Raw genomic sequence first — 22,338 nt, 5'->3', positions numbered from 1 at the left:
CTACGTACGACGGCCGTGCGTTGCGCCGACCTCTGCGGCGCCGAGGCCAGCGACATCCAGGTCATGACGCTCCGATCGTCGGCGTTTGGCGTCGTACATCGCGGCATCGGCCAGGCGCACTAGACCTTTCGCCTCCGTGGCATCCTTCGGAAACGAACTGAAGCCGATGCTCAGGCGTGGATAGGTCGTTTCACCGGCAAGTTCGCACGGCGCGGATACCGCTTCCGAAATCTTGTGCGCAAGGCCAGGAAGCTCGTCGCGCGGGGTGTCATTGGCGACGATGACGAACTCGTCGCCGCCGAAGCGGCACACGGTGTCGCTGGCGCGCATGGTCCGCAGCAGCACGCCCGCGACATGTTGGAGGAGTTGATCTCCCGCACCATGACCGAGGCGATCATTGATGCGCTTGAAGCCGTCCAGGTCGAGGAAGAACACAGCCAGCGGCGTCCCGTGCCGAGTGGCCAGGGCAAGATCGTGCGCCAGCCGGTCCCACAGCACGGTGCGATTGGGCAGCCGCGTCAACGGGTCGGTCTCGGAGGCACGCACCGCATCTTGGAGCGCTGCGTGTGCCGTATCCGCCTCACTCTCCGCCCTGCGATTGACTTCGTCGAGTGCGGCGCTGAGGCGCTCGTTCTCTTGAGCCACGTCCGACAGCGCCTGGAGACCTTTGTCGCTGAGCGCTGTCGCAATGGCTATTTGCAGGCCGGCGAGGGTGTCCTGTGCGTCGCTGATCTCCCGGCGAAGACCGACAAGCCGATGACGCGAAGGCTTGTCCGCGCGTTCACCGTCGCGTCCCCTGCGAGCGTCGTGCACGACTGAGGCCTCGTCGCCCTTGCGTGCGCGCCGCTCGTTTGCGGGCTGCGACTGGAGTCGATGCGCGCTGTGCCAGGCATCTCGACGCAGTTGCCAAACGCCCGCACTTTCCCCGGTGGCCTGCGGCAGGTTCGCCGCAGAATCCATCGGATTGGCGCCGCTGGGCTCGCCGCGAGCGGCGGCCTTGGCGCCCTGGCGGTGAAGTTCGGCTCGCTCGATGGCGCAAAGCCCATGCGGTCCCGAGTGGTGAGGCCGCTTCAAGCCCGCCTTGCCACGCTGTTTCATCATTCCCCCTTTATCCAACTCGATCGTCGCATGGCCGGAAAGCGTTGATTGGCAACAGCTGCTCTGGACGTGGACGAGTGCGAGTGCGAGTGCGTGACGTGGCGTGGCGTGTACGTATGGCCGCCCCGCGCCGTGTCACATCAGTTCAGCCGCGGGCTGGCTGAGGCAGATCAGCGTCGGACGACGGTCGTCGGACCTTGTGGCGCGCCTCTTCACGAACGGACGACTGGTTTCGAGTGCCCTTTTGTGGATCCTGGGGTGCGTCACTGCCTTCCGGCAGCTCCTCGTTGTCATCCACGTCGTCGACTTGATCCGACGTTCGGGGCTTCGGTCGGACTCCTCCGGTCGGAACGATCTCTTCCGGGCCCCCTGCCGAAATCCCTGAGGCGGAATCTCCCAGCGCGGGCATCCTCTCGTCGGACGGGTGGGGATTCGACGTCAGGGACGATGGCGCGCGAGTGCTGCTGTTCATGGCGATACCTTGGCTGAAGCCGGAATGGCTCACTGGGTCTCAGGCAAGTCCCACGCCAAATGGACGGTCCGACACTGCCGCACGGACTCGCCTGGCGTCACATGACTTTCTCTCCGTGCGTCGTTGCCCATCGCTGCAGCGTGCAGGTGATGCGGTCGGTAAGCGCACCCGCTTTCGCGTAAACGCGTTACTTCGCTGAGGGTCTGCGTGGAAGTCAAACCAACCTGCCGAGGAACGCTGACTGCCAGCGCTCAGAACCACTTTCGGAACGAACGCCCATGAAACGCACTCCTCGTGTTGCTATTCTCCTCGTCGGTGCGGGCCTCTCGCTGGCCGTACTCGCCCAGCAAGGCGACGGCACCGACGTGCCGATACGGACCCACGTCTTCAAGCCCGACAAGGTCGAGGCCACCAGCGATCGCATCGCGGCCGTGAAGGCGCCAGCCGGTTTCAAGGTCTCCATCTTCGCGCGCAACCTCAAGAACGCGCGGATCATCGCCGTTGCGCCCGATGGACGCGTCTACGTGAGCCGACGCGATACGGGCGACGTCGTGATGCTTGAGGACAGGGACGGCGACGGCTTGGCGGACGGACCCGCGGTGGAAGTGCTCAACCGTGCCGGTGCCCATGGCTTGGCCATCCACGACGGAAAACTGTACGTCGCCACCGTGAAGGAGATCTTCGTGGCGCCGTTGCGGCCCGATGGTCGCGTGGGCGAACTCAAGCTGATCGTGGGCGATCTCCCCGACGCGGGACAGCATCCGAACCGCACGATCGCGTTCGGGCCGGACGAGATGCTCTACATCACGGCAGGTTCCACCTGCAACGCGTGCAATGAGAGCAATCCCGAGAATGCGACGATCCTGCGGGCCACCGCGGATGGCGTCAGCCGCGTGATCGTGGCCAGCGGCCTGCGCAACACCATCGGCTTCGACTGGCATCCCGCCACAGGGGAGTTATGGGGGATGGACCACGGCATCGACTTTCTCGGTGACGAGGTGCAGCCCGAAGAGCTCAACCGGATCGAACAAGGCAGACGCTATGGATGGCCGCATGTATGGGGCGATGGCGGCATCAATCCGCAAAGCACGCCGCCAGGCGAAATCACCAAGGCGCAGTGGAAAGCCGACAGCGTGCCTATGGCGCTCGGCTACAAGGCCCATGCGGCGCCGATGCAGATGGTTTTCTCCAGAGGCGGCGGCCGTTTTCCTGCGGAATATGCCGGCGATGCCTTCGTGACGATGCGCGGCTCGTGGAACCGCAAGGAGGCCTCGGGCTACGAGATCGTTCGCGTGCGATTCTCCAACGGCCAGCCGCAGCGCTTCGAGACGTTCGTCACCGGTTTCCTGACCGATGGCGGACGTACTCACTTGGCGCGTCCCGTCGGACTGGGCTGGGCCAAGGACGGAGCGCTGTTGATGGCGGACGACGCCAACGGCGTCATCTATCGGATCGCTTATGAAGGTGACGCCCGTCCCGCACCCGCCATGCAGCCGCCCGCGGATGCGATGAAACGCCAGGCGTCGCGCGGTGTCGGCGTGCCGCTCGCCAGGGATCGGTCCGAGACGAGCATGACCAAGGCAATCGAGTCGACCGAAGCTAGCGGCTCTGGCTCTATTGAAGTGACTTCCCCCACCTTTGCCAGCGGTGCAGCGATTCCCGTGAAGCACAGCGAGTACGCCGACGGCGTGTCTCCGGCCCTGAATTGGAAGCCGGTGCGCGGCGCAAAAAGCTACGTCCTGGTGGTGGAGGATCCCGATGCCCAACCGATCACACCCTTCGTCCACTGGGTCGCTTGGAACATCCCAGGCGATCTGACCGGGCTTCCGGAAGGACTCCAGGAACAGGAGCGCCTGACAGAACCGGCGGGCCTCATGCAAGGCGCCACAAGCCGTGGCTCGATCGGTTACTACGGCCCTCGCCCTCCGGTGGGTGATCCGGCGCACCGTTATCACTTTCAGATCCTGGCACTCGACACCCTGCTGCAGTTGCCCTTGGGCGCCACGCGCGATGACGTGCTCGCGGCGATCAAGGGTCACGTCGTGGGCAAAGGGGAGCTGGTCGGTACTTACCGCCAAGAAATCAAGCCACCCAAGTAAGCGCCGCATGGGCCCGCGAATGGTGTTGAGCCTAGACATTGAGCAACCCCGGAGCGCCGCGCTGCCGCCGCGATGGCATGAGGCGCGCCTCGCCCGCCGGCAGGCTGAGCGAGCCGGTGTTACGACATGACCGAGCCGCGCAGTGTGGGCGGAGGCTACCCGGTGACACCCGACGGGAGGTACTTCGTCGTCCGCGGCCGACTGTGGCGCATGGCAAACCCCGATCTGTCGCCTCAGCGCCTCCGGGAACTGGTCAACGCGCTCATGGCCGCTCGCCGTCAACTGCGCGGGACGTCGGCGCGTCCGGAGGAGCGCGCCCGTGCCCGCTCCGCAGTCCATCACCTCAAGGTGGAGCTCGGCGAGCGCGGCCCACCCTGGTGGGCCGACGGTGCGCCGGACTACAACCGTCACATGGTGGAGAACTCGCCCTATCGGGAGTGGTACGCCGACTACCTGATTCGATGCGTCGCGCAGGCTCAAAAACTATGAGCCACTTCTGTAGGCCGCCTCCGCAAGCTCACACAGCTGCTCGCAGCCTATCGGCTTGCAAACGTGCAGATCGAAGCCGGCACTGGTGCTCAAGGATCGATCTCGCTCGCTGCCTCGACCGGTGAGCGCCACCAGGCGAGGGGGCGTATCTCCCGACGCGCCGCGCAGCATGCAGGCCGCTGCATCGAAGCCGTCCATGCCCGGCATGTCGATATCCATCAGGACCAGCGACGGGCGAAGCGCCTCGGCCAACAGCACCGCCTCGCTGCCCTCATAGATTGCACACGCCTCAAAGCCGCAGACGGCGAGCAATTCGACAAGCGAATCGGCTGCATCGACGTTGTCGTCCACGACCAGGATTTTGCACGTTGGCGTCAAGTGGCTCACTTCGTTCATCACCGGTTCCCGAGCACGGCGCGTGCCCGCTTGCCATGCTGCCGATGCGACGTGCCATCGCGGCTGCGCGCCAGCAAGACAGAGTTCGCGCGGGTGTCAGCGGCGCGGGCCTCCGGATTGCTGGGTGCTGTCATCCTCACTTCAAGGAGTGCCTCATGGCCCTGAACTGTTATTCGCGTCGTCCCACCCTTACCGCGATCGCAGCCCTCTCCGTTGTCATCGGCGGCTTGACCTGCGCAGGCGCGTTTGCACAGACCACCGCGCCGGTCGGGGCGTCGGCACCGCGCGCCGCCCACGCCGACAGCAGTTTCCTCAAGGACGCGGCCGAGTCGGGCCACGCTGAAATCGACGCGGGCAACCTCGCCCTTCAAAAGGGTAGCGCCGCAGACGTCAAGTCCTTCGCGCAGAAAATGGTCGACGACCACAAGAAGGCCTCAGCGGAGCTGCAGGCTCTGGCCGCGTCCAAGAATGTGAAGTTGCCGACGGAGGCGACCATGGTGGCCAAGGGCAAGGCCAAGATCCTGGAAAAGCGCGACGGCACCGGGTTCGACCATGCCTACGCGGAAAACCAGGTGTCGGCTCACAAGGACGCGGTCAAGCTGTTCGAGAAGGCCTCCAAGGACGCCAAGGATGCCGATGTGAAGGCCTGGGCCGCCAAGACCCTGCCGACGCTGCAGCATCACCTGCAAGAAGCGCAGGCTCTCGAAGCGAGCACCAAGGCCGCCGACAAGAAGAAGTGACTGCGCTAACGGTCGCGCGAGGCAGACCTGTGTAGCTATAAACGACGCCGGTTCAAGGCAGCCGAGAAAGTCGTCTGCCTTTGTACCCGCGTCGTCTACGGCGTGGTCGAAGGCGTGGTCGACCGAGTGGTCTACCGGTCTATCGCAGTACCTACCGGCTAGGTCTACCGCGAGTCCGACTCCACGGCGCTCACCTCCGGCGGAAGCACCCGACGGATGTCGCTTCCCTCGCCGAGCGGCAGGTGAATGTCGGCCTGGCCTCCGTACGCGCCCACGAAGCGCAGGGCATGGACGCCACGCGCGGGCAGCTTCGTTCGCATCCTGTGGACGTGGTATTCACCCGGCAGGATCTCAACGCGCCTGCCCGCTGCCGTGTAGCCGGCCAGGCGGGTGCCCGGCGGAACCCTAACGCTGTAGCACTCCATGGCACGAGACGACTGAGATTTTCCCCGTCGCGCTCTTTCAGGTGGTGGACACGGCGATACGCCGCGGCTGCGCATGCGCCTGTTTGGGAATGCGCAAGGTCAGCACGCCATCCTTGACGCCCGCCTCGATGCGGGCCACGTCGAGTTCGCGGCCGAGCGTGAACGCCCGGCGGTAGCGCGGCACGTTGATTTCCGCCCACAGCCCGCGCATGCCTTCGGGCGCCAGGACGGCCGCCTCGCCTTCGATCACCAGCGTATCGCCGTCGAGCTGCACGTTCAATCCCTCCCGCGGCACGCCCGGCATGTCGGCCAGTACCGTGATGCCACCCGCATCTTCGAAGATCTCCACGGCCGGCTCGACTGCTCGCTCGATTGGGCGCTCGACTGCGTTCGCCCCGGCAGCGCTGTGAGCTGAGGACGGCTTGCGCGATGCCGACGTGGGGACGGAGGTTCCGGACGTCGCCGGTTCGTTGTCAGCGCGACTGAGCTGGGTCTGTTCGGTCATCATGTTTCCTCCGGGTTCTGGTTCGTTGGTCACTGCACGTTGACGCGCTGGGGACGGGCCTGTTCACGCAGCCCAACGCTCACCCGCAACACGCCGTCGCGGTAATGCGCTTCGACGCGGCCGGTGTCGGCTTCCTCGGGCAACGTCACCGCGCGGCTGAAGCGGCCATGCCAGCGCTCCGCGGCATAGATCTGCACGCCGTCCGCGGCGCCTTTGCTGCCAGATCTGCGCTCGCCCGAGATCCGCAGGACGCCGCGCTCGACGGTCACGTCGATGGCTTGGGCGTCCAATCCCGGCGCGAACGCATAGACCTCGATCGACCGCTCGGTGCGACCGACGTTCACGGGCGGGAAGCTTCCTGCCAATGCGGCGCGAATGCCGTCGGCAGAGGCGTCACTTGCTCGCGGGCGGGAAAGCGCCTGCTGCAGCTGTGCGAGCTGGTCCAGCAGAGGCTGAGGCCGATGGAAGACGGTAGCGAACATGAACAAACTCCTTTCCTTTTGTTGATGAATGGTCAGTGCGGTAGGCACACGTCGGCACAGGCGGCACCGGATGATGCAGCTCGCTGCAGCTCAATACAGCTCGACGCAGATGACGCAGATGACGAAGGTGTCGCAGGCGACGCTGCTCGTCACAGACCAAAGGAGCGCGCTGAAGGATCTCTCCAAGCGCATCGACCGCGGTGCACCTCGATCAAATCAGGTCGCACGTGGCATGCGTGAGGACTCAGCGGAGCGACATTTTTGACTGGTCACCCGCTCCGTGCGGCGGCGCATGTTGGCCGGCCTGAGCCAAGGCGGAGGGATCGCGCGCGAAGCAGGGACGCGGCGAGGACTTCAACCGTCGCAGCGTCTCGCGCGCGAGGAGGTACGCCTGAAGTTGGTCCGCGCTCAGTGCGCGTTGAGCAGTTCGGGGAGCGCGTTGAGACGCGCGTTGAGCCGCGCGTTGAGAAGCGCATCGGGATGCACGCTTCTCCGACGGTTCGGGCAAGTCGAGTTGCTGCTTGGCCATGATCCAGTCCTCTTCCGAATCGATTGAATGGCGGTTCGACACGGATTTAGGAACTCCAGGCGGGACCTTCAAGAGCAATCAAACTAAGTACAAACCCTGATCAACAAGTCACCCCGAACTCTCGGCCGGCTCCTTCGATGCCGCTCCGTTGTGACCATCCGGAGACCAGCGAGGCCCAGCGCGTGAAGGAACTCGAACGCGAGGTGCGCGAGCTGCGCAAGGCCAATGGGATTCTGAGGCTGGCCAGCGCGTTTTTCGCCCAGGCGGAGCTCGACCGCCGCTTCAAGTCCTGAAGGCTTTCGTCGACCAGCATCGCCAGCAGTTCGGGGTCGAGTCGCTCTGCCGCGTCTTGCAGATCGCCCCGTCGGCGTATTGGTGGCATGCTGCTCGCCAGCGCCACCCGGCGCTGTGCTCGCGTCGCGCGAAGCGCGATGCCAGCCTGGTGCCCCAGGTCCAACGCGTGTGGCAAGCCAACTTCCAGGTCTACGGCCGACAAGGTCTGGCGTCAGCTCAACCGCGAAGGCGTGGTGGTGGCGTGCTGCACCGTCGAGCGGTTGACGACAGTGGCGCAGTTCGTTGCAACGAATCGCGCGCGATTCGAGTGATCGCCGAATCGGCGTGAACGGCAATACCCAATAAGGGTGAGGCCATTCCCCGGATCCCGCACCATCAGCGGGCAGGCGTCCTGCACGCCGCACGGTCGAACGCGGCACGTCATGCCGGCGCATAGCCCTTGGCGAACAATTGACGCATTGCTTCGTCCGTCGTCCGACGCGGACGAGACCACGCCGTCCGGGGCGGCCGGGTCGTCGCGCGCTCCACGAGAACCGCGACCGTCCGTCCGAGCGGCGTCCTGATCAAGGAACCATGAACCCAAGCGCTGAAGCCTCTCCGCAGGAGCCCGTCGATCCCCTCCGCCATCTGATGGCCCGCGTCGCGCTGCGCGACCGGGCAGCCTTCGAACGCCTCTACCGGGCGACCTCCGCCCACCTGTTCTCGGTCTCGCTGCGCGTACTACGCGACGAAGGCCGCGCGGACGAGGTGCTGCAGGAGGCCTACGTCAGCATCTGGCAGAAAGCGGCGAGCTACCAGCCCGAGGCTGCCACGCCGATGACGTGGATGATCAACATCGTCCGCAACCGCGCCATCGACGCGCTGCGCGCCAGCCGCAAAGAGCGCGACAGCACGATCGAGTTGAATGAGGAAGCCATGGACGTCGCCGCCGACGCGAGCGGCGATCCGCACGCGCTGTTCGACGAAAGTCTGGTGAAGACGCGCATCGACGAATGCATGCTCGCATTGGCGCCGGCGCAACGTCAGGCCCTGGCGCTCGCCTACTATCGCGGCATGGTGCATACCGAGATCGCCGAGAGTCTGAACGCCCCCCTGGGCACGGTGAAGAGTTGGGTCCGTCGCGGGCTTGATCAGCTCAAGTCCTGCCTGGACAACCTGGGGGGGCGCGCATGAACTATCTCCGCCCCCAACGGTTGGACGCCCTCGCCCGCGCCTATGCGCTCGGCACGCTGGCGGGCGGCGCGCGCCGCCGTTTCGAGACGCTGATGCGGGATTCGGCCGCGGTGCGCCTGTCGGCGCAGATCTGGCAGCAACGGCTGTCCTCGCTGGAAGCCGCCACGCCGCCAGTCGCGCCGCCGCTGGGCAACTGGCCCGCGATCCAGCGCCGGCTGTTCCCCGATGAGTTCGGACAGGCGGCGCGTCACGGCGCGGCGGCATCGGACAACGGCAGGAGCAAGGGCGGCGAAGGCCGCTGGTGGCACTGGCTGGTGCCGGGCGGCGGCCGCGGCGCGGTCGCCGTGTCCGGGTGGGCCGTCGCCGGCGCCTTGGCCGGTGCGCTGGCCTGCGTGGCCGTGCTGCGCAGCTCGCCGGGCTGGGTGGAGAGCTTGCAGGCCGATCAGGCCACGCCCGCCAGCTACGTCGGTCTGCTGCACGACGCCAAGGGTCAGCCGACCCTGGTGGCGAATTCCCGCCGTCACGGCACGCTGATGACGGTGCGCCTGCTGCAGCCGCTGGTGGTGCCCGCCGGCCAGGTCGCGCGCCTGTGGGCCCTGCCCGACAACGGCGCGCCCATCCTGCTGGCCGCCGCGCTGCCCGCCAAGGGCACGACGCAGGCGACGCTGGCCGATACCTCGGAACGGCTGTTCAAGTCGGTGCGCCGACTGGCGGTCAGCATCGAACCCGCCGACACCGCGCCGACGGCGCCCCTCGCGCCCTTCGTCTGGGAAGGCGATTGCGTGAAGGTCTGGTGACCGGCTGAGCCTTTCCTGCCCCCTCTCCCGCAGTGCGGGGAGGGGCTTCCACGAGCCAAGCGACACGACACGACGCACCTGTTCCGCGTGCGGGACAGGGAGCCGTGCCTGCGCGCTTCTTTCTTCCTCTCCCGCACTGCGGGAAAGAGTTGGGGTGAGGGTCGTGGCCTGTCCGCGAGGTCAGTCCTTGCGGCGCCCTTCCCCTCCTCCCAGTTACAAATCCTTTCGCCTCCGCCTGCATCCGTGCCGCGAGTGCGCCCGTAGGTCCTGGTGTCGACGATTCGGTACGACGCTCCGCGGCAAGCGGACGACGCGATCCCCCACCTTCACCTCGAAAGGACTTCCCCATGAACACCAAGACCTCCTTCGCCCTGGCCATCGCCCTGAGCGCCTTCTGCATGCAGCTGACGATGGCCGCGGACATGGCCCCCGCCGCGCCGACCGCCGCCGCCGCGCGCAAGGACACCTCCCTGGACAAGGCCCGTCAGTACATCGACGCCCGCCAGTGGGATGCCGCGCTGAAGGAACTCAAGCGCGTCGACGAGCGCGCCAGCGCCGACTGGAACAACCTGATGGGCTACACGCTGCGCAAGAGCAGCACGCCCGATCTGGCCGCCTCCGAGCGCTACTACGACGCCGCGCTGAAGATCGATCCGCGCCACCGCAACGCGCTGGAGTACTCCGGCGAGCTCTACCTGATGAAGGGCGACCTGCCGAAGGCGCAGGCCCGCCTGGCCACGCTGGCGGCCGAGTGCTCCGCCAAGTGCGAGCAGTACGACGAGCTGCGCGCCGCCATCGACCGTTACCAGGCCAACGGCAACAAGTACGTGGTCAAGGCCAACTGGTAAGCAGCGACGGGCACGGCGACGAACGACGACCTCGACACGACCTCAGCACTGGACGGCAGCGATGGAACCCGCGATGCACGGCGCGACCAATGGCGCAGCAAACGGCGCGACGCAGCGTGCGATGAATGACGCAATCGACGACTGGACCCGCCCCCTGGACGCCGACGCGCCCGGCGGCCCCAACCTCGAGTACGAGCCGGAATTCGCCGCGCTGATGGACGCGCTGCGCGGCCGCGAGGAAACGCAGTTCGCGCCGGCCGAGGCGCCGGACTGGCCGCTGGCGCGGCAGCTCGCGCAGGACCTGCTGCCGCGCACCCGCGATCTGCGGATCGCCGTGGCCTGGGGCCGCGCGAGCGTGGTCGCCGGCGGCCTGGCCGCCTTGCCCGATGCGCTCGCGCTGGTGACCGGGCTGCTGGACCGCTGCTGGGACGGCCTGCATCCGCTGCCCGACGCGGACGACGAGGATGCCTTCGCCCGTCAGGGATCGCTGGTGGACCTGGACACCGCGCGCGGCCTGCTGGGCGACCTGCGGCACGCGCCGCTGCATCGCGACCGGCGTCTGCCGGCGCTGCGGCTGCGCGAGGTCGAAGTCGCGCTGGAACGGCTGCCGGCGCGCGACGGCGACGAGGTCTTCACCGCCGATCAGTTGCAACGATTCTTCGCGGACGAGGCCGGGTTGACCGCGTCGCTGCGCGCGCAGATCGAGGCGGCTCAAGGGCCCCTCGATGCCTTGAGGCAGGTGTGGACGGCGCGCTTCGGCGTCGATGTCGCGCCGCGTCTCAAGGCGGTCGGGCAAGCCGTCGCTGACCTGCACGGGCTGCTGCCGGAGCAGCGGGAAGGCTCGCAGGGCGAGGCCTCGGAGGAGGTCCCGTCGACCGGGATGCCCGGTGACGACCAGGGCATCGATGCGTCGTCGGGTCGCGAGGCTTTCGCCGCCGCGCCCGCGCTGCGGGGCGGCCGCGTCGCGATCGGATCGCGCGCCGACGCGCTCGCCGCGCTGCGGCAGATCCGCGAGTTCCTCGAACGCACCGAGCCGACCAACCCCGCCCAGTTGATGCTACGCCGCGCCGAACGCCTCATCGACAAGGACTTCTTCGCCCTCGTGCGGGAGATCGCCCCCGGCGGCATCGCGGATGCGGCCCGCATCCTCGGATTGGAAGAAGACGCGCTCGACGCCTCGGCGTGAGCGTCGTCCGTTTCATCTTTCCCTCAGACTTTTCTGGAGACCCCATGGGAAGCAGTCAGAAATTCATCGGCCGCAATCGCGCGCCGCGTGTGCAGATCGAATACGACGTCGAGCTCTACGGCGCCGAGAAGAAGGTCCAGTTGCCCTTCGTCATGGGCGTGCTGTCCGACCTGGCCGGCAAGCCCGAGGAACCGCTGCCGCCCGTCGCGGAACGCCGCTTCCTCGAAGTCGACATCGACAACTTCGACCAGCGCATGAAGGCGATGAAGCCGCGCGCCGCCTTCGCCGTGCCCAACACGCTGACCGGCGACGGGCTGCTGCCGGTGGACCTGACCTTCGAGAGCATGGACGACTTCTCGCCCGCGGCCGTGGCCGCGCGCGTCGAAGGCCTGCGTCCGCTGCTCGAGGCGCGCCGCCAGCTCAGCAACCTGCTGACCTACATGGACGGCAAGGAAGGCGCCGAGGCGCTCGTCGCCCGCGTGCTGCGCGACCCCGCGCTGCTGCAGACATTGGCCGACACGCCGAAGAAGGACGCATGATGGACACGTCGCTTTCCGCCGTTCCGGCCGCCGGCTTCGCCGGCATCACCCATGAAGGCAGCGACTTCGCCGCGCTGCTCGACAAGGCCTTCAAGCCCAAGTCCGACGAGGCCCGCCTGCAGATGGAGGGCGCCGTGCGCACCCTCGCGCAGCACGCGCTGGCGCAGGTCGCGCTGATCGGCAACGACACGGTCACCAGCATCGAGTCGCTGATCGGCGCCCTCGATCGCAAGCTCTCGGAACAGGTCAACCTGATCCTGCACCACGAGGACTTCCAGCGCCTGGAATCCGCCTGGCGCGGCCTGCAGTACCTGGTCACCAACACCGAGACCGACGAGCAGCTCAAGATCCGCGTCATGCCCGTGGCCAAGCAGGAACTCGGCCGCCTGCTCAAGCGCTACAAGGGGACGGCCTGGGACCAGTCGCCGCTGTTCAAGAAGATCTACGAGGAAGAGTACGGCCAGTTCGGCGGCGAGCCCTTCGGCGCGCTGGTCGGCGACTACCACTTCGACCACTCGCCGATGGACGTCGAGCTGCTGGGCGAGATGTCCAAGATCGCCGCCGCCGCGCACGCGCCCTTCATCGCCGCCGCCTCGCCGGCGGTGATGCAGATGGAATCGTGGCGCGAGCTCGCCAACCCGCGCGACCTGACCAAGATCTTTACCACGCCCGAGTACGCCGCCTGGCGCTCGCTGCGCGAGAGCGAGGACGCGCGCTACCTGGCGCTGTGCATGCCGCGCTTCCTCGGCCGCCTGCCCTACGGCCCGCGCACCAACCCGATCGACGAGTTCGACTTCGAGGAAGACACCGGCGGCGAGCGCCAGGACACCTACACCTGGTGCAATGCGGCCTACGCGATGGCGGTCAACATCAACCGCGCGTTCAAGCTGCACGGCTGGTGCTCGCAGATCCGCGGCATCGAGTCCGGCGGCGCCGTCGAGAACCTGCCCACCCACAGCTTCCCGACCGACGACGGCGGCGTGGACATGAAGTGCCCGACCGAGATCGCCATCTCCGACCGCCGCGAGGCCGAGCTCTCGCGCAACGGTTTCATGGCGATGGTCCACCGCAAGAACTCCGACGTCGCCGCCTTCATCGGCGGGCAGTCGCTGCAGAAGCCCGCGGAGTACGACGATCCGGACGCCACCGCCAACGCCGCCCTCGCCGCGCGCCTGCCCTACCTCTTCGCGTGCAACCGCTTCGCCCATTACCTGAAGTGCATGGTGCGCGACAAGGTCGGCTCCTTCAAGACGCGCGAGGCGATGGAGCGCTGGCTCAACGACTGGATCCTGCGCTACGTCGACGGCGATCCGGACAACAGCACCGAGCAGACCAAGGCCGAGCGTCCGCTGGCCGCGGCCGAGGTCGTGCTGGAGGACATCGAGGACGCGCCCGGCTACTACCAGGCGAAGTTCTACCTCAAGCCGCATTACCAGCTCGAAGGCCTGTCCATCTCGCTGCGGCTGGTGTCGCGCCTGCCGTCCGAGCGCTCGTAAGCGTCCGTTCCCCTTGTTCATCGGTCCCCGCTCAGGCGGGGCCTTCCCGGCGCTCGTCCGTACGACGCCGATTTCCGGAGTGATCCATGCCAGGAAACGCATTCATCAAGTTCGAGAAGACCGACGGCGGCAACGCCCCCGGCGAGTCGCAGCAGCTCAGCCACCTCGGCACCGCCGGGTGGATCGAGATCAGCGACTGGAGCTGGGACGTCGAGGCCGAGGCCAGCCACCTCAAGGGCACCGGCGCCGCTGTGGGCAAGCCCAATCCGGGCACGCTGAGCTTCTCGCACTACTACGACAAGTCCTCGCCGGTGCTGCTCCAGTACATCGTCAAGGGCACCCACTTCAAGACCGCCACCATCGACCTGCTCAAGCAGACCGGCAAGGACGAGCCCGAGCTGTACTTCCAGCTCGTGGCCAAGGACGTCTTCATCACCAAGGTCGGCAGCAAGGGCGGCGAGGACGGCAACGTGACGCAGGACGTCGAGTTCGTCTTCAAGCAGCTCGCCATTGGCTACAAGCGCCAGAAGAACGACGGCAAGCTCGACAGCGCCCTGTTCTTCCGCTGGAACATCGCCGAGATGACCCAGCAGACCCCCGAGATCAAGCTGACCATCAAGTAAGGAGCCCCCATGGCAGGCAATAGCTTCATCAACTTCGGCAAGGCCGACGTGCCGCAAGGCGAATCGCTGCAGAAGGGCCACCACGGCGACGACGGCTGGATCGAGATCTCCGACTGGAGCTGGGACGTCGAGGCCGACCACAGCGTCACCAAGGGCACCGGCGCGGCCGTGGGCAAGCCGCAGCCGGGCACGCTGTCGATCACGCACTACTTCGACACGTCGTCCACCGCGATCCTGTCCAAGATCGTCGCCGGCAAGCACTTCCCGACGATCACCATCGAGATGCTCAAGACCACCGGCGCCATCGACGGCCCGCAGGCCTACTTCCAGGTCAAGGTCACCGATGCCTACGTCACCAAGGTCGCGACCAAGGGCGGCGAGGACGGCCAGCTGAACCAGGACGTGGAGTTCGTCTTCAAGGAGATCTTCATCGGCTACAAGCCGCAGAAGAACGACGGCAAGCTCGACACCACCACCGGTTTCGAGTGGAGCGTGAAGGACATGAAGACCACCACGGCCATCTCCGGCAAGCTGGCCTGAAGGAGCGTCGGCCATGTCCCTGCCCGTCGCCTTCCTCGACTTCGCCTGCCTGGGCCGGCCCGCGCTCGGGGAGAGCCGCGTGCAGGGCTTCGAGGACCAGATCGTGCTGCACGCGCTGGCCTGGTCGGCCAGCGCGGTGCACCTGGCCTCGCGCGGCCGGCGCGAACGTACGGAGCTGCGTCCCGGCCATGTCACGGTGTCCAAGTACCTGGACCGCAGCAGCCTGCTGCTGTACCGCTGCGCCAACGAGACGCGCCGCTACGACCGCGCTTGCATCACCGTCATCGATCCGGCGCTCAGCGGCGTGGGCAAGCCGCCGGTGGCGATGCTGACGATGGAGCTGCAGGACGGCACGCTGACGCACATCGCCACGCGCACCGAGGACAGCACCCACGCCAAGCCCATCGTGGAGGAGCTGACGCTGTCCTTCAAGGACCTGCGCCTGCGCTACTACCCGCTGGACGCGTCCACGCTGCGCCGCCCCACCCCCACCCATGTCGAGCTGCGCAGCAGCCGCTACGACTGAAACGACTGACACGACCGAGGAGCCCGGCATGACGCAACGCGCGCGCCTGTACATGTCCGCCGTCGGCGACGGCGGCCCCATCGCGGGCGAGTCCCGCGTGCCCGCGATGAAGGACTGGATCGAGCTGGACGACTGGCAGTGGGCGCTGGACGCCGACGGCGCCGCCGGCCGCCAGCCCGAGCCCTCGGTGCTGTCCTTCACCAAGCGCATGGACCGCGCCAGCGCCGCCCTGCTCTCGGCGATGGACCGCGGCATGCCGATGACGGTCACGCTGTGCATGGAGGACGCGGCCCAGGAGCTGCTGAGCCTGTCGATCAAGCTGCGCCAGGCGCGGGTGACGCGCTATGCGCTCGAGCTGCGGGACGAGGACGCCGCCGTCAGCCTCGTGGAGTCCTGGGAACTGGACTACCGCGAGGCGGAGTTCCTGTACCGCGAGGACAGGCGCTCCGGCGTCACCACGACCACGGTGACGCGGATGGCGGGGGCGTCGACGGCCTCGCCCGCGGCGCAGGAATCGACGGCGGCAGCCGGCGCGGCCACCGGCGCGGAGGCGGCACGCCATGGCGGCGCGTCCTCGCCTGCCGCCGGCGGCGCGGCGGCATCGGATCCCTCGCGTCCCTCGCGCGAGTTCGCGCTGCGCGACCTGGAGACCGTGTGGTCCGACATGCTGGCCAACCGCGCGCCGGCCGGCCCGCAGGGGCTGCAGCGATGAGCGCGCCCGCCGCCGGCGATCGGCTGAAGCCCTCGCTGCTCGACCGCCTCATCGGCACGGCGGTGATCAGCCGCCGCGAACTCCGCGAATCGGTCGCCCGCGACCTGATCTGGCTGCTCAACGCCACCCGGCTCGAACGACCGGCCCACGACGATCCCTGGAGCGAGGGCGACGATTCGCTGCGCACGCCCTGGACCGACGCGCCGCTGGCCCGCGCGTCGGTCCTCAACTTCGGGCTGCCGGCGATGACGGGCCGCGCGCAGTCGTCGCTGGACAGACGTCGACTCCAGCGCGAGCTGGTGGACGCGATCCGCCGCTTCGAGCCCCGACTCCTGCCGGAGTTCCTGGAGGTCTCGATCGATGACGGCCGGTACGACGCGGGCATCGGCGCGGGCGTCGGCGACTTCGCCTCGCGCGGCGCGCACCGGCCGCTGCGCCTGGTGATCCAGGGCCGGCTGCGCCACGACCCGGTGCCGCTGACGCTGTGGATGGCGGCGGAGCTGGACCTGGCCACCGGCCAGGCGCGGCTGCGCGACCTGCGCGGCTGAGGCGGCCGACGAGGCCCTTCCAGGAGACCCACGTGCATCCCCGACTGCTGCAGTACTACAACCAGGAGCTGCGCTACCTGCGCGACCTCGGCCAGGAGTTCGCCGAGGCGCATCCCAAGGTCGCCGGCCAGCTCGGCCTGGGCGCCGCCGCCCAGGATCCCTACATCGAGCGCCTGCTGGAAGGCAGCGCCTTCCTGGCCGCGCGCGTGCAGCTCAAGCTGGACGCCGAATTCCCGCGCCTGTCCCACCGCCTGCTGGACATGGTCTATCCGGGCTTCAACGCGCCGCTGCCGGCGATGCTGGTCGCCCGCATGCAACCGGCGCCCGACCCGCAGCTGCTGGCCGGTCACCGATTGCCGCGCGGCTCGGCGCTGCACGGCGCGGCGCCCGCGCTGACCGGCACGCGCTGCGAGTTCCGCACCGCGCAGGACACCGTGCTCACGCCGGTGTCGGTCGCCGAGGCGCGGCTGGTCCGCGAGCACGCCGCGCTGGACGCCCTCGGCGGTCTGCCCGGGGAACGCCCTCGCGCCGCACTCGTGCTCAGCCTGCGGCTGCCGGACGGTCAACGCTTCGATCAACTCGGCGTCGACCGTCTGCGCTTCTTCCTGACCGGCGCGCCCGACGTCGCGGCCTCGCTGGTGGAACTGACGCTGTCGCGCTGCGCCGCCGTGCTGGCGGGCGCGTCCGGCCGCGTGCAGCGCCTGCCGACGTCCTCCGTCGCCCCCGTCGGATATGCCGACGACGAGGCCCTGCTGCCGGCGCTGCCGCGCGGCTTCGGCGGTCTGCGCCTCCTGCAGGAGACGCTGGCCTTCCCCGAGCGCTTCCAGTTCTTCGAGGTGGACGCGCTGTCGGCGGCGTTCTCGCGCACGGCGGGATCCTCGATGGAGCTGGTGCTCGCGCTGACGCAGGCCGACGACGCGTCCCTGGGCGCCGTGTCCGCCGCGAACGTGCTGACCAACTGCGTTCCCGCGATCAACCTTTTCCCCTGCCGCGCCGACCGGCTGCTGCCGGGGCCCGACCGGCACGAGTTCCACATCGTCGTCGACCGCAGCCGGCCGCTGGACCACGAGGTCTACGCGGTCACCGGCATGACCGCCCACGACGCGGACGGCGGATCGCGGCGCTTCGAGCCGCTGCACGGCACCGCGCGCACGGGGTCGGGGCCGGTCCGGCGCGTCTACTCGACGCGCCGCGAGCCGCGCCGGCCCAGCGAGCGGGTGCGGCGGGAAGGCGCGCGATCGTCGTACGCAGGCACGGAGGTCTTCCTCTCGTGGTCCGACGGCTGGGAGGCCGAGGCCGGCAGCGAGCTCCGCGGCGAGGGCGACGGCACGGCCGGCGCCTCGGCATCCGCGGCATCCTCGGCATCGGCGGTGTCCTCCGCCTCCACCGTCTCCGCGGTCGCCGTTCAACCCTTGCCGGACCAGGTGGCGCTGGAGGTGCTCTGCACCAACCGCGACCTGCCGCTGTTCCTGCGCGGCGGCAACGCGCCGCTGACGCTGGACGCGGGCATCGCGCTCACCGACGTGCGCGCCGTGGCCGGGCCTTCGCGCCCCCTGCCGGCGCCGGCGGAGAGTTCGGCCGCATGGCGGCTGCTGAACCTGCTGTCCTTGAACTACCTGTCGCTGATCGACGCCGGCGCGGACGCGTTGCGCGAACTGCTGTCGCAGTTGCCGCAGGCCGGCGACGCCGACGTGAGCCGCCAGATCGGCGCGCTCACCGGGCTGAGCGCCGCCGTCGTGCACCGCCGCCATCCGGCGCCGGGCCCCATCGCGTACGCACGCGGCGTGGAGATCTCGATCACCCTGGACGAGCAGCGGCTGGGGGCCGGCAGCGGCCACAGCGCCTACCTGCTCGGGGCTGCGCTGCACCACTTCCTGTCGCGGCATGTCTCGCTGAACAGCTTCGTCGAGACGGTGCTGCTCTCGACGACGCGCGGCGAGATCGGCCGCTGGGCGCCGCGCGCCGGCGCGCGTCCGCTGCTGTGAGGAGGCTGTCGTGACGAATGCCGCCCCAGCAGCCACCGCCGCCTCCTTGCCGGACTGGCTGCTCGATGCCGTCGCCCATCCGAAGCGGCAGGACCTCTTCGCGCTGCTGAGGCGCTGGGAATCGGCCCATCCGTCGCTGCCGCGACTGGGCGACGCCGCCCGCCCCGCGCAAGAGCCGATCCGCGTCGGCCAGCCGGCGGAGCTGGACTTCGCCCCCGCGCCGGTGCAGGCGGTCACGGTGCAAGACCCGACCCCGCGCGTGCGGCAACGCGTGTTCGGCCTGACCGGGCCCAACGGTCCGCTGCCGCTGCACCTCACCGAACTGGCCCGCGAGCGCGAGCGCCATCACGGCGATCCGGCGATGCAGGACTTCCTGGACCTGCTGACGCACCGCTTCGCGCTGCTGTTCCATCGCGCGTGGGCGCAGGCCCAGCCGGTGCAGGCGATGGACCGCCCCGACGACGCCGGCCAGGGCGGGCGCCTGGGCGCGCTGGCCGGCCTGGGTCTGCCGGCCTTGCGCGAGCGCGACGCGCTCGGCGACGCACCGAAGCTCGCCTTCCTGGGACGCCTGTCGCGGCAGGTGCACGACGCGGACGGCCTCGCGGCCTGGTGCGGCGAAGCCTTCGACGTGCCCGCGCGCGTCGAGCCGTGGACCGGTCACTGGCTGCCGCTGGCGCCCGAGCTGCGCGCCCGCGCCGGCGGCCTGCCGGCCCGCGCAGGCGAACAGGTCGGCCTCGGCCAGGGGCTGGCGCTCGGCGCCGCCACCTGGGACGTGCAGCACAAGTTCCGCGTGGTGCTCGGTCCGATGAGCTGGGATCGCTATCGCGAGTTCCTGCCGGACGGCGCCGCCCTGCCCCGTCTGCGCGCGCTGGTGCGGCAGTGGGTCGGGCTGGAGCTGGACTGGGAAGTGCGCCTGGTGCTCGACCGCCGAGAGCTGCCGCCGCCCCGCGTGGGCGCGGACGCGCCCGCCGCGCTGGGCCGGGGCCTGTGGATCGGCACCGCCCCGCGCGAGCGCGACGGCGACGACCTGCTGCTGCCCGCCGAGGCCAGCGCCACCCTGTAACCGCTGCTTGCATCTGCGCCTGCATCCGGATCGCCCCCCGCTTCCGTATCTCCTTCAACGACCCATGACTTCCACGGCGTCGATCCCGACGACGACTTCCGCATGACCACGATCCGCCGCGCCGACCTGTTCGGCAAGCTTCATCCGCTCCCCTACGGCGCCATCGAGAGCGCGACCGTGCTGTGCAAGATGCGCGGCAATCCCTACGTCGAGCTGTCGCACTGGTTCGCGCAGCTGATCCCCGACGCGCGCAGCGACCTCGCCGTCATCCTCCACCACTACGGCATCGACGCCGCGCAGCTCGCGCGCGACGTGACCCAGGCCATGGACCGGCTGCCGCGCGGATCGACCGCGGTGTCCGACTTCTCCGAGCACATCGAGGCCGCCATCGAGCGCGGCTGGGTGCAGGCCTCGCTGCGCTTCGGCCAGGACCGCGTGCGCACCGGCGCGCTGCTGCTGGGCCTGCTCGAATCCAACACCTTGCGCCACGCGCTGCTGGCCGTGTCGCGCCAGTTCGAGCGCATCCGCGCCGACGACCTGGCGGAGCGCCTGCCCGCGCTGTGCCGGCGCACCGGCGAGGCGCCCGCGCAAGACGCGTCGCCGGGTGCGGACGCGGCATCGGCGGGATTGACTGCCGGGACCACCTCGGGCGCGACGGACGCCGCCACCGCCCTGATGGGCCGTCGTCAGGCCATCGCCGCCTACTGCGTGGACCTGACGGCCAAGGCCCGCGCGGGCGAGTTCGATCCGGTCACCGGTCGCGACGACGAGATCCGCCAGCTGGTCGACATCCTGATGCGTCGCCGCCAGAACAACCCGCTGCTGGCCGGCGAGGCCGGCGTGGGCAAGACCGCCGTGGTCGAGGGCCTGGCGCAGCGCATCGTGTCGGGCGACGTGCCGCCGGCGCTGCGCGACATCGAATTGCTGGGGCTGGACCTCAGCCTGCTGCAGGCCGGCGCCGCGATGAAGGGCGAATTCGAGCAGCGCCTGCGCGCGCTCATCGACGAGGTGCAGGCCGCCGAGCGCCCGGTGGTGCTCTTCATCGACGAGGTGCACACGCTGATCGGCGCGGGCGGCACGGCCGGCACCGGCGACGCGGCCAACCTGCTCAAGCCGGCGCTGGCGCGCGGCCAGCTGCGCACCATCGGCGCCACGACCTGGGCCGAGTACAAGCGCTTCATCGAACCCGACCCGGCGCTGACGCGCCGCTTCCAGGCCGTCACCGTGGCCGAGCCGGACACGGACACCGCGCTGGCCATGCTGCGCGGCCTGGTGGCCGGGCTGGAGGCGCATCACCGCGTCGAACTGACCGACGAGGCGCTGCAGGCGGCGGTGCGGCTGTCGCAGCGCTACATCCCCGCGCGGCACCTGCCCGACAAGGCGGTCGCGCTGCTGGACACGGCCTGCGCGCGCGTCGCGGTCAGCCAGCACGCAACGCCGGCGGCCGTCGAGGACGCGCGACGCCGCCTGGAGGTCATGGCCCTGGAGACCGACATCCTGGAGCGCGAAGCCGCCCTGGGCGGCGAGGTCGCCGAGCGCCTCGAAACACTCGCCCGACGGCGCGAGGAGACCTCGTCCGAACTCATGTCGCTGAGCATGCGCTGGGACGAGGAACGCGTGGCCGTCACCCGCCTGCTCGCGATGCGCGAGGACCTGAGGTCCCCGTCGCGCAGCCCAGAGGCGATCGCCGATCTGCGCCAGGCGCAGGCCGCGCTGTCGACGCTGCAGGGCGAGTCGCCGCTGGTGCTGCCGGTGGTGGACGCGCAGGCGGTGGCGGCGGTCGTGGCCGCGTGGACCGGCGTGCCGGTCGGGCGCATGGTCGCCGACGAGCGCGACGGCGTGCTGCGCCTGGGCGAGACCCTGGGCAGCCGCGTGCTGGGCCAGCAGCCGGCGCTGGACATGATCGCGCGCCGCCTGCAGACCGCGCGGGCCGGCCTGCAGGATCCGGACAAGCCGCTGGGCGTCTTCCTGCTGTGCGGCACCTCCGGCGTGGGCAAGACCGAGACGGCGCTCGCGCTGGCCGAGGCGATGTACGGCGGCGAGCAGAACGTCATCACCATCAACATGAGCGAGTTCCAGGAGGCGCACACCGTCTCCACGCTCAAGGGCGCGCCGCCCGGCTACGTCGGCTACGGCCAGGGCGGCGTGCTGACCGAGGCGGTGCGCCGCCGGCCGTATTCGATCGTGCTGCTCGACGAGATCGAGAAGGCCCACCCCGACGTGCACGAGCTGTTCTTCCAGGTCTTCGACAAGGGCCGGATGGAGGACGGCGAAGGCCGGTCCGTCGACTTCCGCAACACGGTGATCCTGCTGACCTCCAACGTCGGCAGCGAGCTGCTCATGCGCCTGTGCGCGGACGAGGCGCTCACGCCCGAGCCCGACGCGCTGGCGCAGGCGCTGCAGGCGCCGCTGCTGCGCGTGTTCCCGGCGGCCCTGCTGGGCCGCATGGTGACGGTGCCCTACCGCCCGCTGTCGCCCGAGCTGATGGGGCGCATCGCCCGCCAGCGGCTGGCGCGCATCCAGCACCGCGTGATGGAGCGCCACGGCGTTGCGGTGAACTTCGATCCCGACTTCGTCGCGGCGCTGATGGCGCGCTGCGACCAGCCGGAGTCGGGCGGCCGCGTCATCGACCGCGTGCTCTCCGACACCGTGCTGCCGCGCATCTCGCTGGAACTGCTGAGCCGGCTCGCGGACGGCGCGACGTCGACGCCTGCGCTGAGCGCGATCCGCGTGGGCGCCGCCCAGGGCGCCTTCACCTACGCCTTCGACTGAG

22 protein-coding genes, 1 pseudogene and 1 other annotated feature are annotated in these 22,338 nt (G+C 69.2%); of the genes and pseudogenes, 19 read left to right on the top strand and 4 right to left on the bottom strand.

Annotated elements, in window-relative coordinates; translation table 11 throughout:
• Window positions 1-1,101: a CrpP-related protein gene (locus PV762_RS05150; RefSeq protein WP_421033947.1), complete on the bottom strand. Its 1,101-nt coding sequence runs from the start codon at window positions 1,099-1,101 to the stop codon at window positions 1-3.
• A gap of 747 nt (window positions 1,102-1,848) precedes the next feature.
• On the opposite strand from PV762_RS05150, the gene PV762_RS05145 reads away from it, so the two are divergent.
• Both PV762_RS05145 and PV762_RS05140 read left to right on the top strand, forming a co-directional pair.
• The gene (locus PV762_RS05145) at window positions 1,849-3,669 is read left to right on the top strand and encodes a YbhB/YbcL family Raf kinase inhibitor-like protein (RefSeq protein ID WP_421033946.1); all 1,821 of its coding nucleotides are present in this window, start codon (window positions 1,849-1,851) and stop codon (window positions 3,667-3,669) included.
• Between the two features lie 210 nt (window positions 3,670-3,879).
• A complete protein-coding gene (locus tag PV762_RS05140) occupies window positions 3,880-4,158 on the top strand; it encodes a hypothetical protein (protein ID WP_421033945.1) in 279 nt (92 codons plus the stop codon).
• On the opposite strand, the gene PV762_RS05135 is transcribed toward PV762_RS05140, so the two are convergent.
• Complete coding sequence (locus tag PV762_RS05135; RefSeq protein WP_421033944.1) at window positions 4,153-4,554, bottom strand: response regulator; 402 nt, start codon at window positions 4,552-4,554, stop codon at window positions 4,153-4,155. The genes PV762_RS05140 and PV762_RS05135 overlap by 6 nt on opposite strands.
• A gap of 155 nt (window positions 4,555-4,709) precedes the next feature.
• Here PV762_RS05135 and PV762_RS05130 point away from each other — a divergent pair, with 155 nt between their 5' ends.
• Window positions 4,710-5,294: a DUF4142 domain-containing protein gene (locus PV762_RS05130; protein WP_421033943.1), complete on the top strand. Its 585-nt coding sequence runs from the start codon at window positions 4,710-4,712 to the stop codon at window positions 5,292-5,294.
• Between the two features lie 462 nt (window positions 5,295-5,756).
• Here PV762_RS05130 and PV762_RS05125 read toward each other — a convergent pair whose 3' ends face one another.
• Complete coding sequence (locus PV762_RS05125; RefSeq protein WP_421033942.1) at window positions 5,757-6,224, bottom strand: Hsp20/alpha crystallin family protein; 468 nt, start codon at window positions 6,222-6,224, stop codon at window positions 5,757-5,759.
• A gap of 29 nt (window positions 6,225-6,253) precedes the next feature.
• Window positions 6,254-6,706, bottom strand: coding sequence for an Hsp20/alpha crystallin family protein (locus tag PV762_RS05120; protein ID WP_421033941.1), 453 nt, complete (start codon window positions 6,704-6,706; stop codon window positions 6,254-6,256).
• A gap of 70 nt (window positions 6,707-6,776) precedes the next feature.
• On the opposite strand from PV762_RS05120, the gene PV762_RS05115 reads away from it, so the two are divergent.
• The 16 genes and pseudogenes from PV762_RS05115 to tssH all read left to right on the top strand — a co-directional run bounded on the left by PV762_RS05115 (window position 6,777) and on the right by tssH (window position 22,337).
• Complete coding sequence (locus PV762_RS05115) at window positions 6,777-6,971, top strand: hypothetical protein (protein ID WP_421033940.1); 195 nt, start codon at window positions 6,777-6,779, stop codon at window positions 6,969-6,971.
• Between the two features lie 428 nt (window positions 6,972-7,399).
• A pseudogene (locus tag PV762_RS05110) lies at window positions 7,400-7,792 on the top strand (IS3 family transposase); the annotation flags it as partial.
• Window positions 7,483-7,599 (top strand) — a sequence feature (AL1L pseudoknot). It overlaps the preceding pseudogene by 117 nt.
• A gap of 310 nt (window positions 7,793-8,102) precedes the next feature.
• A complete protein-coding gene (locus PV762_RS05105) occupies window positions 8,103-8,702 on the top strand; it encodes a sigma-70 family RNA polymerase sigma factor (RefSeq protein WP_421033939.1) in 600 nt (199 codons plus the stop codon).
• Window positions 8,699-9,499: an anti-sigma factor gene (locus PV762_RS05100; protein WP_421033938.1), complete on the top strand. Its 801-nt coding sequence runs from the start codon at window positions 8,699-8,701 to the stop codon at window positions 9,497-9,499. The genes PV762_RS05105 and PV762_RS05100 overlap by 4 nt, the downstream gene beginning before the upstream one ends.
• Before the next feature lie 347 nt (window positions 9,500-9,846).
• Entirely contained in the window at window positions 9,847-10,347 is a 501-nt protein-coding gene (locus PV762_RS05095) for a tetratricopeptide repeat protein (RefSeq protein ID WP_421033937.1), read from the top strand.
• A gap of 121 nt (window positions 10,348-10,468) precedes the next feature.
• The gene (locus PV762_RS05090; RefSeq protein WP_421033936.1) at window positions 10,469-11,533 is read left to right on the top strand and encodes an ImpA family type VI secretion system protein; all 1,065 of its coding nucleotides are present in this window, start codon (window positions 10,469-10,471) and stop codon (window positions 11,531-11,533) included.
• Window positions 11,534-11,577: 44 nt separating this feature from the next.
• Window positions 11,578-12,072, top strand: a complete 495-nt coding sequence (gene tssB, locus PV762_RS05085) for a type VI secretion system contractile sheath small subunit (RefSeq protein ID WP_421033935.1) — start codon at window positions 11,578-11,580, stop codon at window positions 12,070-12,072.
• The gene (gene tssC / locus PV762_RS05080; protein WP_421033934.1) at window positions 12,072-13,568 is read left to right on the top strand and encodes a type VI secretion system contractile sheath large subunit; all 1,497 of its coding nucleotides are present in this window, start codon (window positions 12,072-12,074) and stop codon (window positions 13,566-13,568) included. The genes tssB and tssC overlap by 1 nt, the downstream gene beginning before the upstream one ends.
• A gap of 86 nt (window positions 13,569-13,654) precedes the next feature.
• On the top strand, window positions 13,655-14,191 hold the full coding sequence (locus PV762_RS05075; RefSeq protein WP_421033933.1) for an Hcp family type VI secretion system effector: 537 nt from the start codon (window positions 13,655-13,657) through the stop codon (window positions 14,189-14,191).
• A gap of 9 nt (window positions 14,192-14,200) precedes the next feature.
• Window positions 14,201-14,731 carry an Hcp family type VI secretion system effector gene (locus PV762_RS05070; protein WP_421033932.1) on the top strand — a complete coding sequence of 177 codons (531 nt, stop codon included), beginning with the start codon at window positions 14,201-14,203 and terminating at the stop codon, window positions 14,729-14,731.
• Window positions 14,732-14,744: 13 nt separating this feature from the next.
• Complete coding sequence (locus PV762_RS05065) at window positions 14,745-15,257, top strand: type VI secretion system tube protein Hcp (RefSeq protein WP_421033931.1); 513 nt, start codon at window positions 14,745-14,747, stop codon at window positions 15,255-15,257.
• A gap of 28 nt (window positions 15,258-15,285) precedes the next feature.
• Window positions 15,286-15,969, top strand: a complete 684-nt coding sequence (locus PV762_RS05060) for a type VI secretion system tube protein Hcp (protein ID WP_421033930.1) — start codon at window positions 15,286-15,288, stop codon at window positions 15,967-15,969.
• Window positions 15,966-16,517 (top strand): type VI secretion system baseplate subunit TssE, encoded by a 552-nt coding sequence (locus tag PV762_RS05055; protein ID WP_421033929.1) that lies wholly within the window; start codon window positions 15,966-15,968, stop codon window positions 16,515-16,517. The genes PV762_RS05060 and PV762_RS05055 overlap by 4 nt, the downstream gene beginning before the upstream one ends.
• Window positions 16,518-16,549: 32 nt before the next feature.
• Window positions 16,550-18,502 carry a type VI secretion system baseplate subunit TssF gene (gene tssF / locus PV762_RS05050; RefSeq protein WP_421033928.1) on the top strand — a complete coding sequence of 651 codons (1,953 nt, stop codon included), beginning with the start codon at window positions 16,550-16,552 and terminating at the stop codon, window positions 18,500-18,502.
• Between the two features lie 10 nt (window positions 18,503-18,512).
• On the top strand, window positions 18,513-19,565 hold the full coding sequence (gene tssG, locus PV762_RS05045) for a type VI secretion system baseplate subunit TssG (RefSeq protein WP_421033927.1): 1,053 nt from the start codon (window positions 18,513-18,515) through the stop codon (window positions 19,563-19,565).
• A 102-nt stretch (window positions 19,566-19,667) separates the two neighbouring features.
• Complete coding sequence (gene tssH / locus PV762_RS05040; protein ID WP_421033926.1) at window positions 19,668-22,337, top strand: type VI secretion system ATPase TssH; 2,670 nt, start codon at window positions 19,668-19,670, stop codon at window positions 22,335-22,337.
• The last annotated feature ends 1 nt before the right edge of the window (window position 22,338 follow it).

This window comes from Mitsuaria sp. CC2 (assembly GCF_048957715.1).
Classification (GTDB): Bacteria; Pseudomonadota; Gammaproteobacteria; order Burkholderiales; family Burkholderiaceae_C; genus Roseateles.
The sequence above is the reverse complement of the archived record's forward strand: the minus strand, read 5'-3'. Positions and strand labels throughout refer to the sequence as shown.

Excerpts from the sequence above, each read along its gene's own strand:
- PV762_RS05150 (WP_421033947.1), bottom strand. The coding sequence starts at position 1,101 with ATGATGAAACAGCGTGGCAAGGCGGGCTTGAAGCGGCCTCACCACTCG.
- PV762_RS05145 (WP_421033946.1), top strand. The coding sequence starts at position 1,849 with ATGAAACGCACTCCTCGTGTTGCTATTCTCCTCGTCGGTGCGGGCCTC.
- PV762_RS05140 (WP_421033945.1), top strand. The coding sequence starts at position 3,880 with ATGGCAAACCCCGATCTGTCGCCTCAGCGCCTCCGGGAACTGGTCAAC.
- PV762_RS05135 (WP_421033944.1), bottom strand. The coding sequence starts at position 4,554 with ATGAACGAAGTGAGCCACTTGACGCCAACGTGCAAAATCCTGGTCGTG.
- PV762_RS05130 (WP_421033943.1), top strand. The coding sequence starts at position 4,710 with ATGGCCCTGAACTGTTATTCGCGTCGTCCCACCCTTACCGCGATCGCA.
- PV762_RS05125 (WP_421033942.1), bottom strand. The coding sequence starts at position 6,224 with ATGACCGAACAGACCCAGCTCAGTCGCGCTGACAACGAACCGGCGACG.
- PV762_RS05120 (WP_421033941.1), bottom strand. The coding sequence starts at position 6,706 with ATGTTCGCTACCGTCTTCCATCGGCCTCAGCCTCTGCTGGACCAGCTC.
- PV762_RS05115 (WP_421033940.1), top strand. The coding sequence starts at position 6,777 with ATGATGCAGCTCGCTGCAGCTCAATACAGCTCGACGCAGATGACGCAG.
- PV762_RS05105 (WP_421033939.1), top strand. The coding sequence starts at position 8,103 with ATGAACCCAAGCGCTGAAGCCTCTCCGCAGGAGCCCGTCGATCCCCTC.
- PV762_RS05100 (WP_421033938.1), top strand. The coding sequence starts at position 8,699 with ATGAACTATCTCCGCCCCCAACGGTTGGACGCCCTCGCCCGCGCCTAT.
- PV762_RS05095 (WP_421033937.1), top strand. The coding sequence starts at position 9,847 with ATGAACACCAAGACCTCCTTCGCCCTGGCCATCGCCCTGAGCGCCTTC.
- PV762_RS05090 (WP_421033936.1), top strand. The coding sequence starts at position 10,469 with ATGAATGACGCAATCGACGACTGGACCCGCCCCCTGGACGCCGACGCG.
- tssB (WP_421033935.1), top strand. The coding sequence starts at position 11,578 with ATGGGAAGCAGTCAGAAATTCATCGGCCGCAATCGCGCGCCGCGTGTG.
- tssC (WP_421033934.1), top strand. The coding sequence starts at position 12,072 with ATGGACACGTCGCTTTCCGCCGTTCCGGCCGCCGGCTTCGCCGGCATC.
- PV762_RS05075 (WP_421033933.1), top strand. The coding sequence starts at position 13,655 with ATGCCAGGAAACGCATTCATCAAGTTCGAGAAGACCGACGGCGGCAAC.
- PV762_RS05070 (WP_421033932.1), top strand. The coding sequence starts at position 14,201 with ATGGCAGGCAATAGCTTCATCAACTTCGGCAAGGCCGACGTGCCGCAA.
- PV762_RS05065 (WP_421033931.1), top strand. The coding sequence starts at position 14,745 with ATGTCCCTGCCCGTCGCCTTCCTCGACTTCGCCTGCCTGGGCCGGCCC.
- PV762_RS05060 (WP_421033930.1), top strand. The coding sequence starts at position 15,286 with ATGACGCAACGCGCGCGCCTGTACATGTCCGCCGTCGGCGACGGCGGC.
- PV762_RS05055 (WP_421033929.1), top strand. The coding sequence starts at position 15,966 with ATGAGCGCGCCCGCCGCCGGCGATCGGCTGAAGCCCTCGCTGCTCGAC.
- tssH (WP_421033926.1), top strand. The coding sequence starts at position 19,668 with ATGACCACGATCCGCCGCGCCGACCTGTTCGGCAAGCTTCATCCGCTC.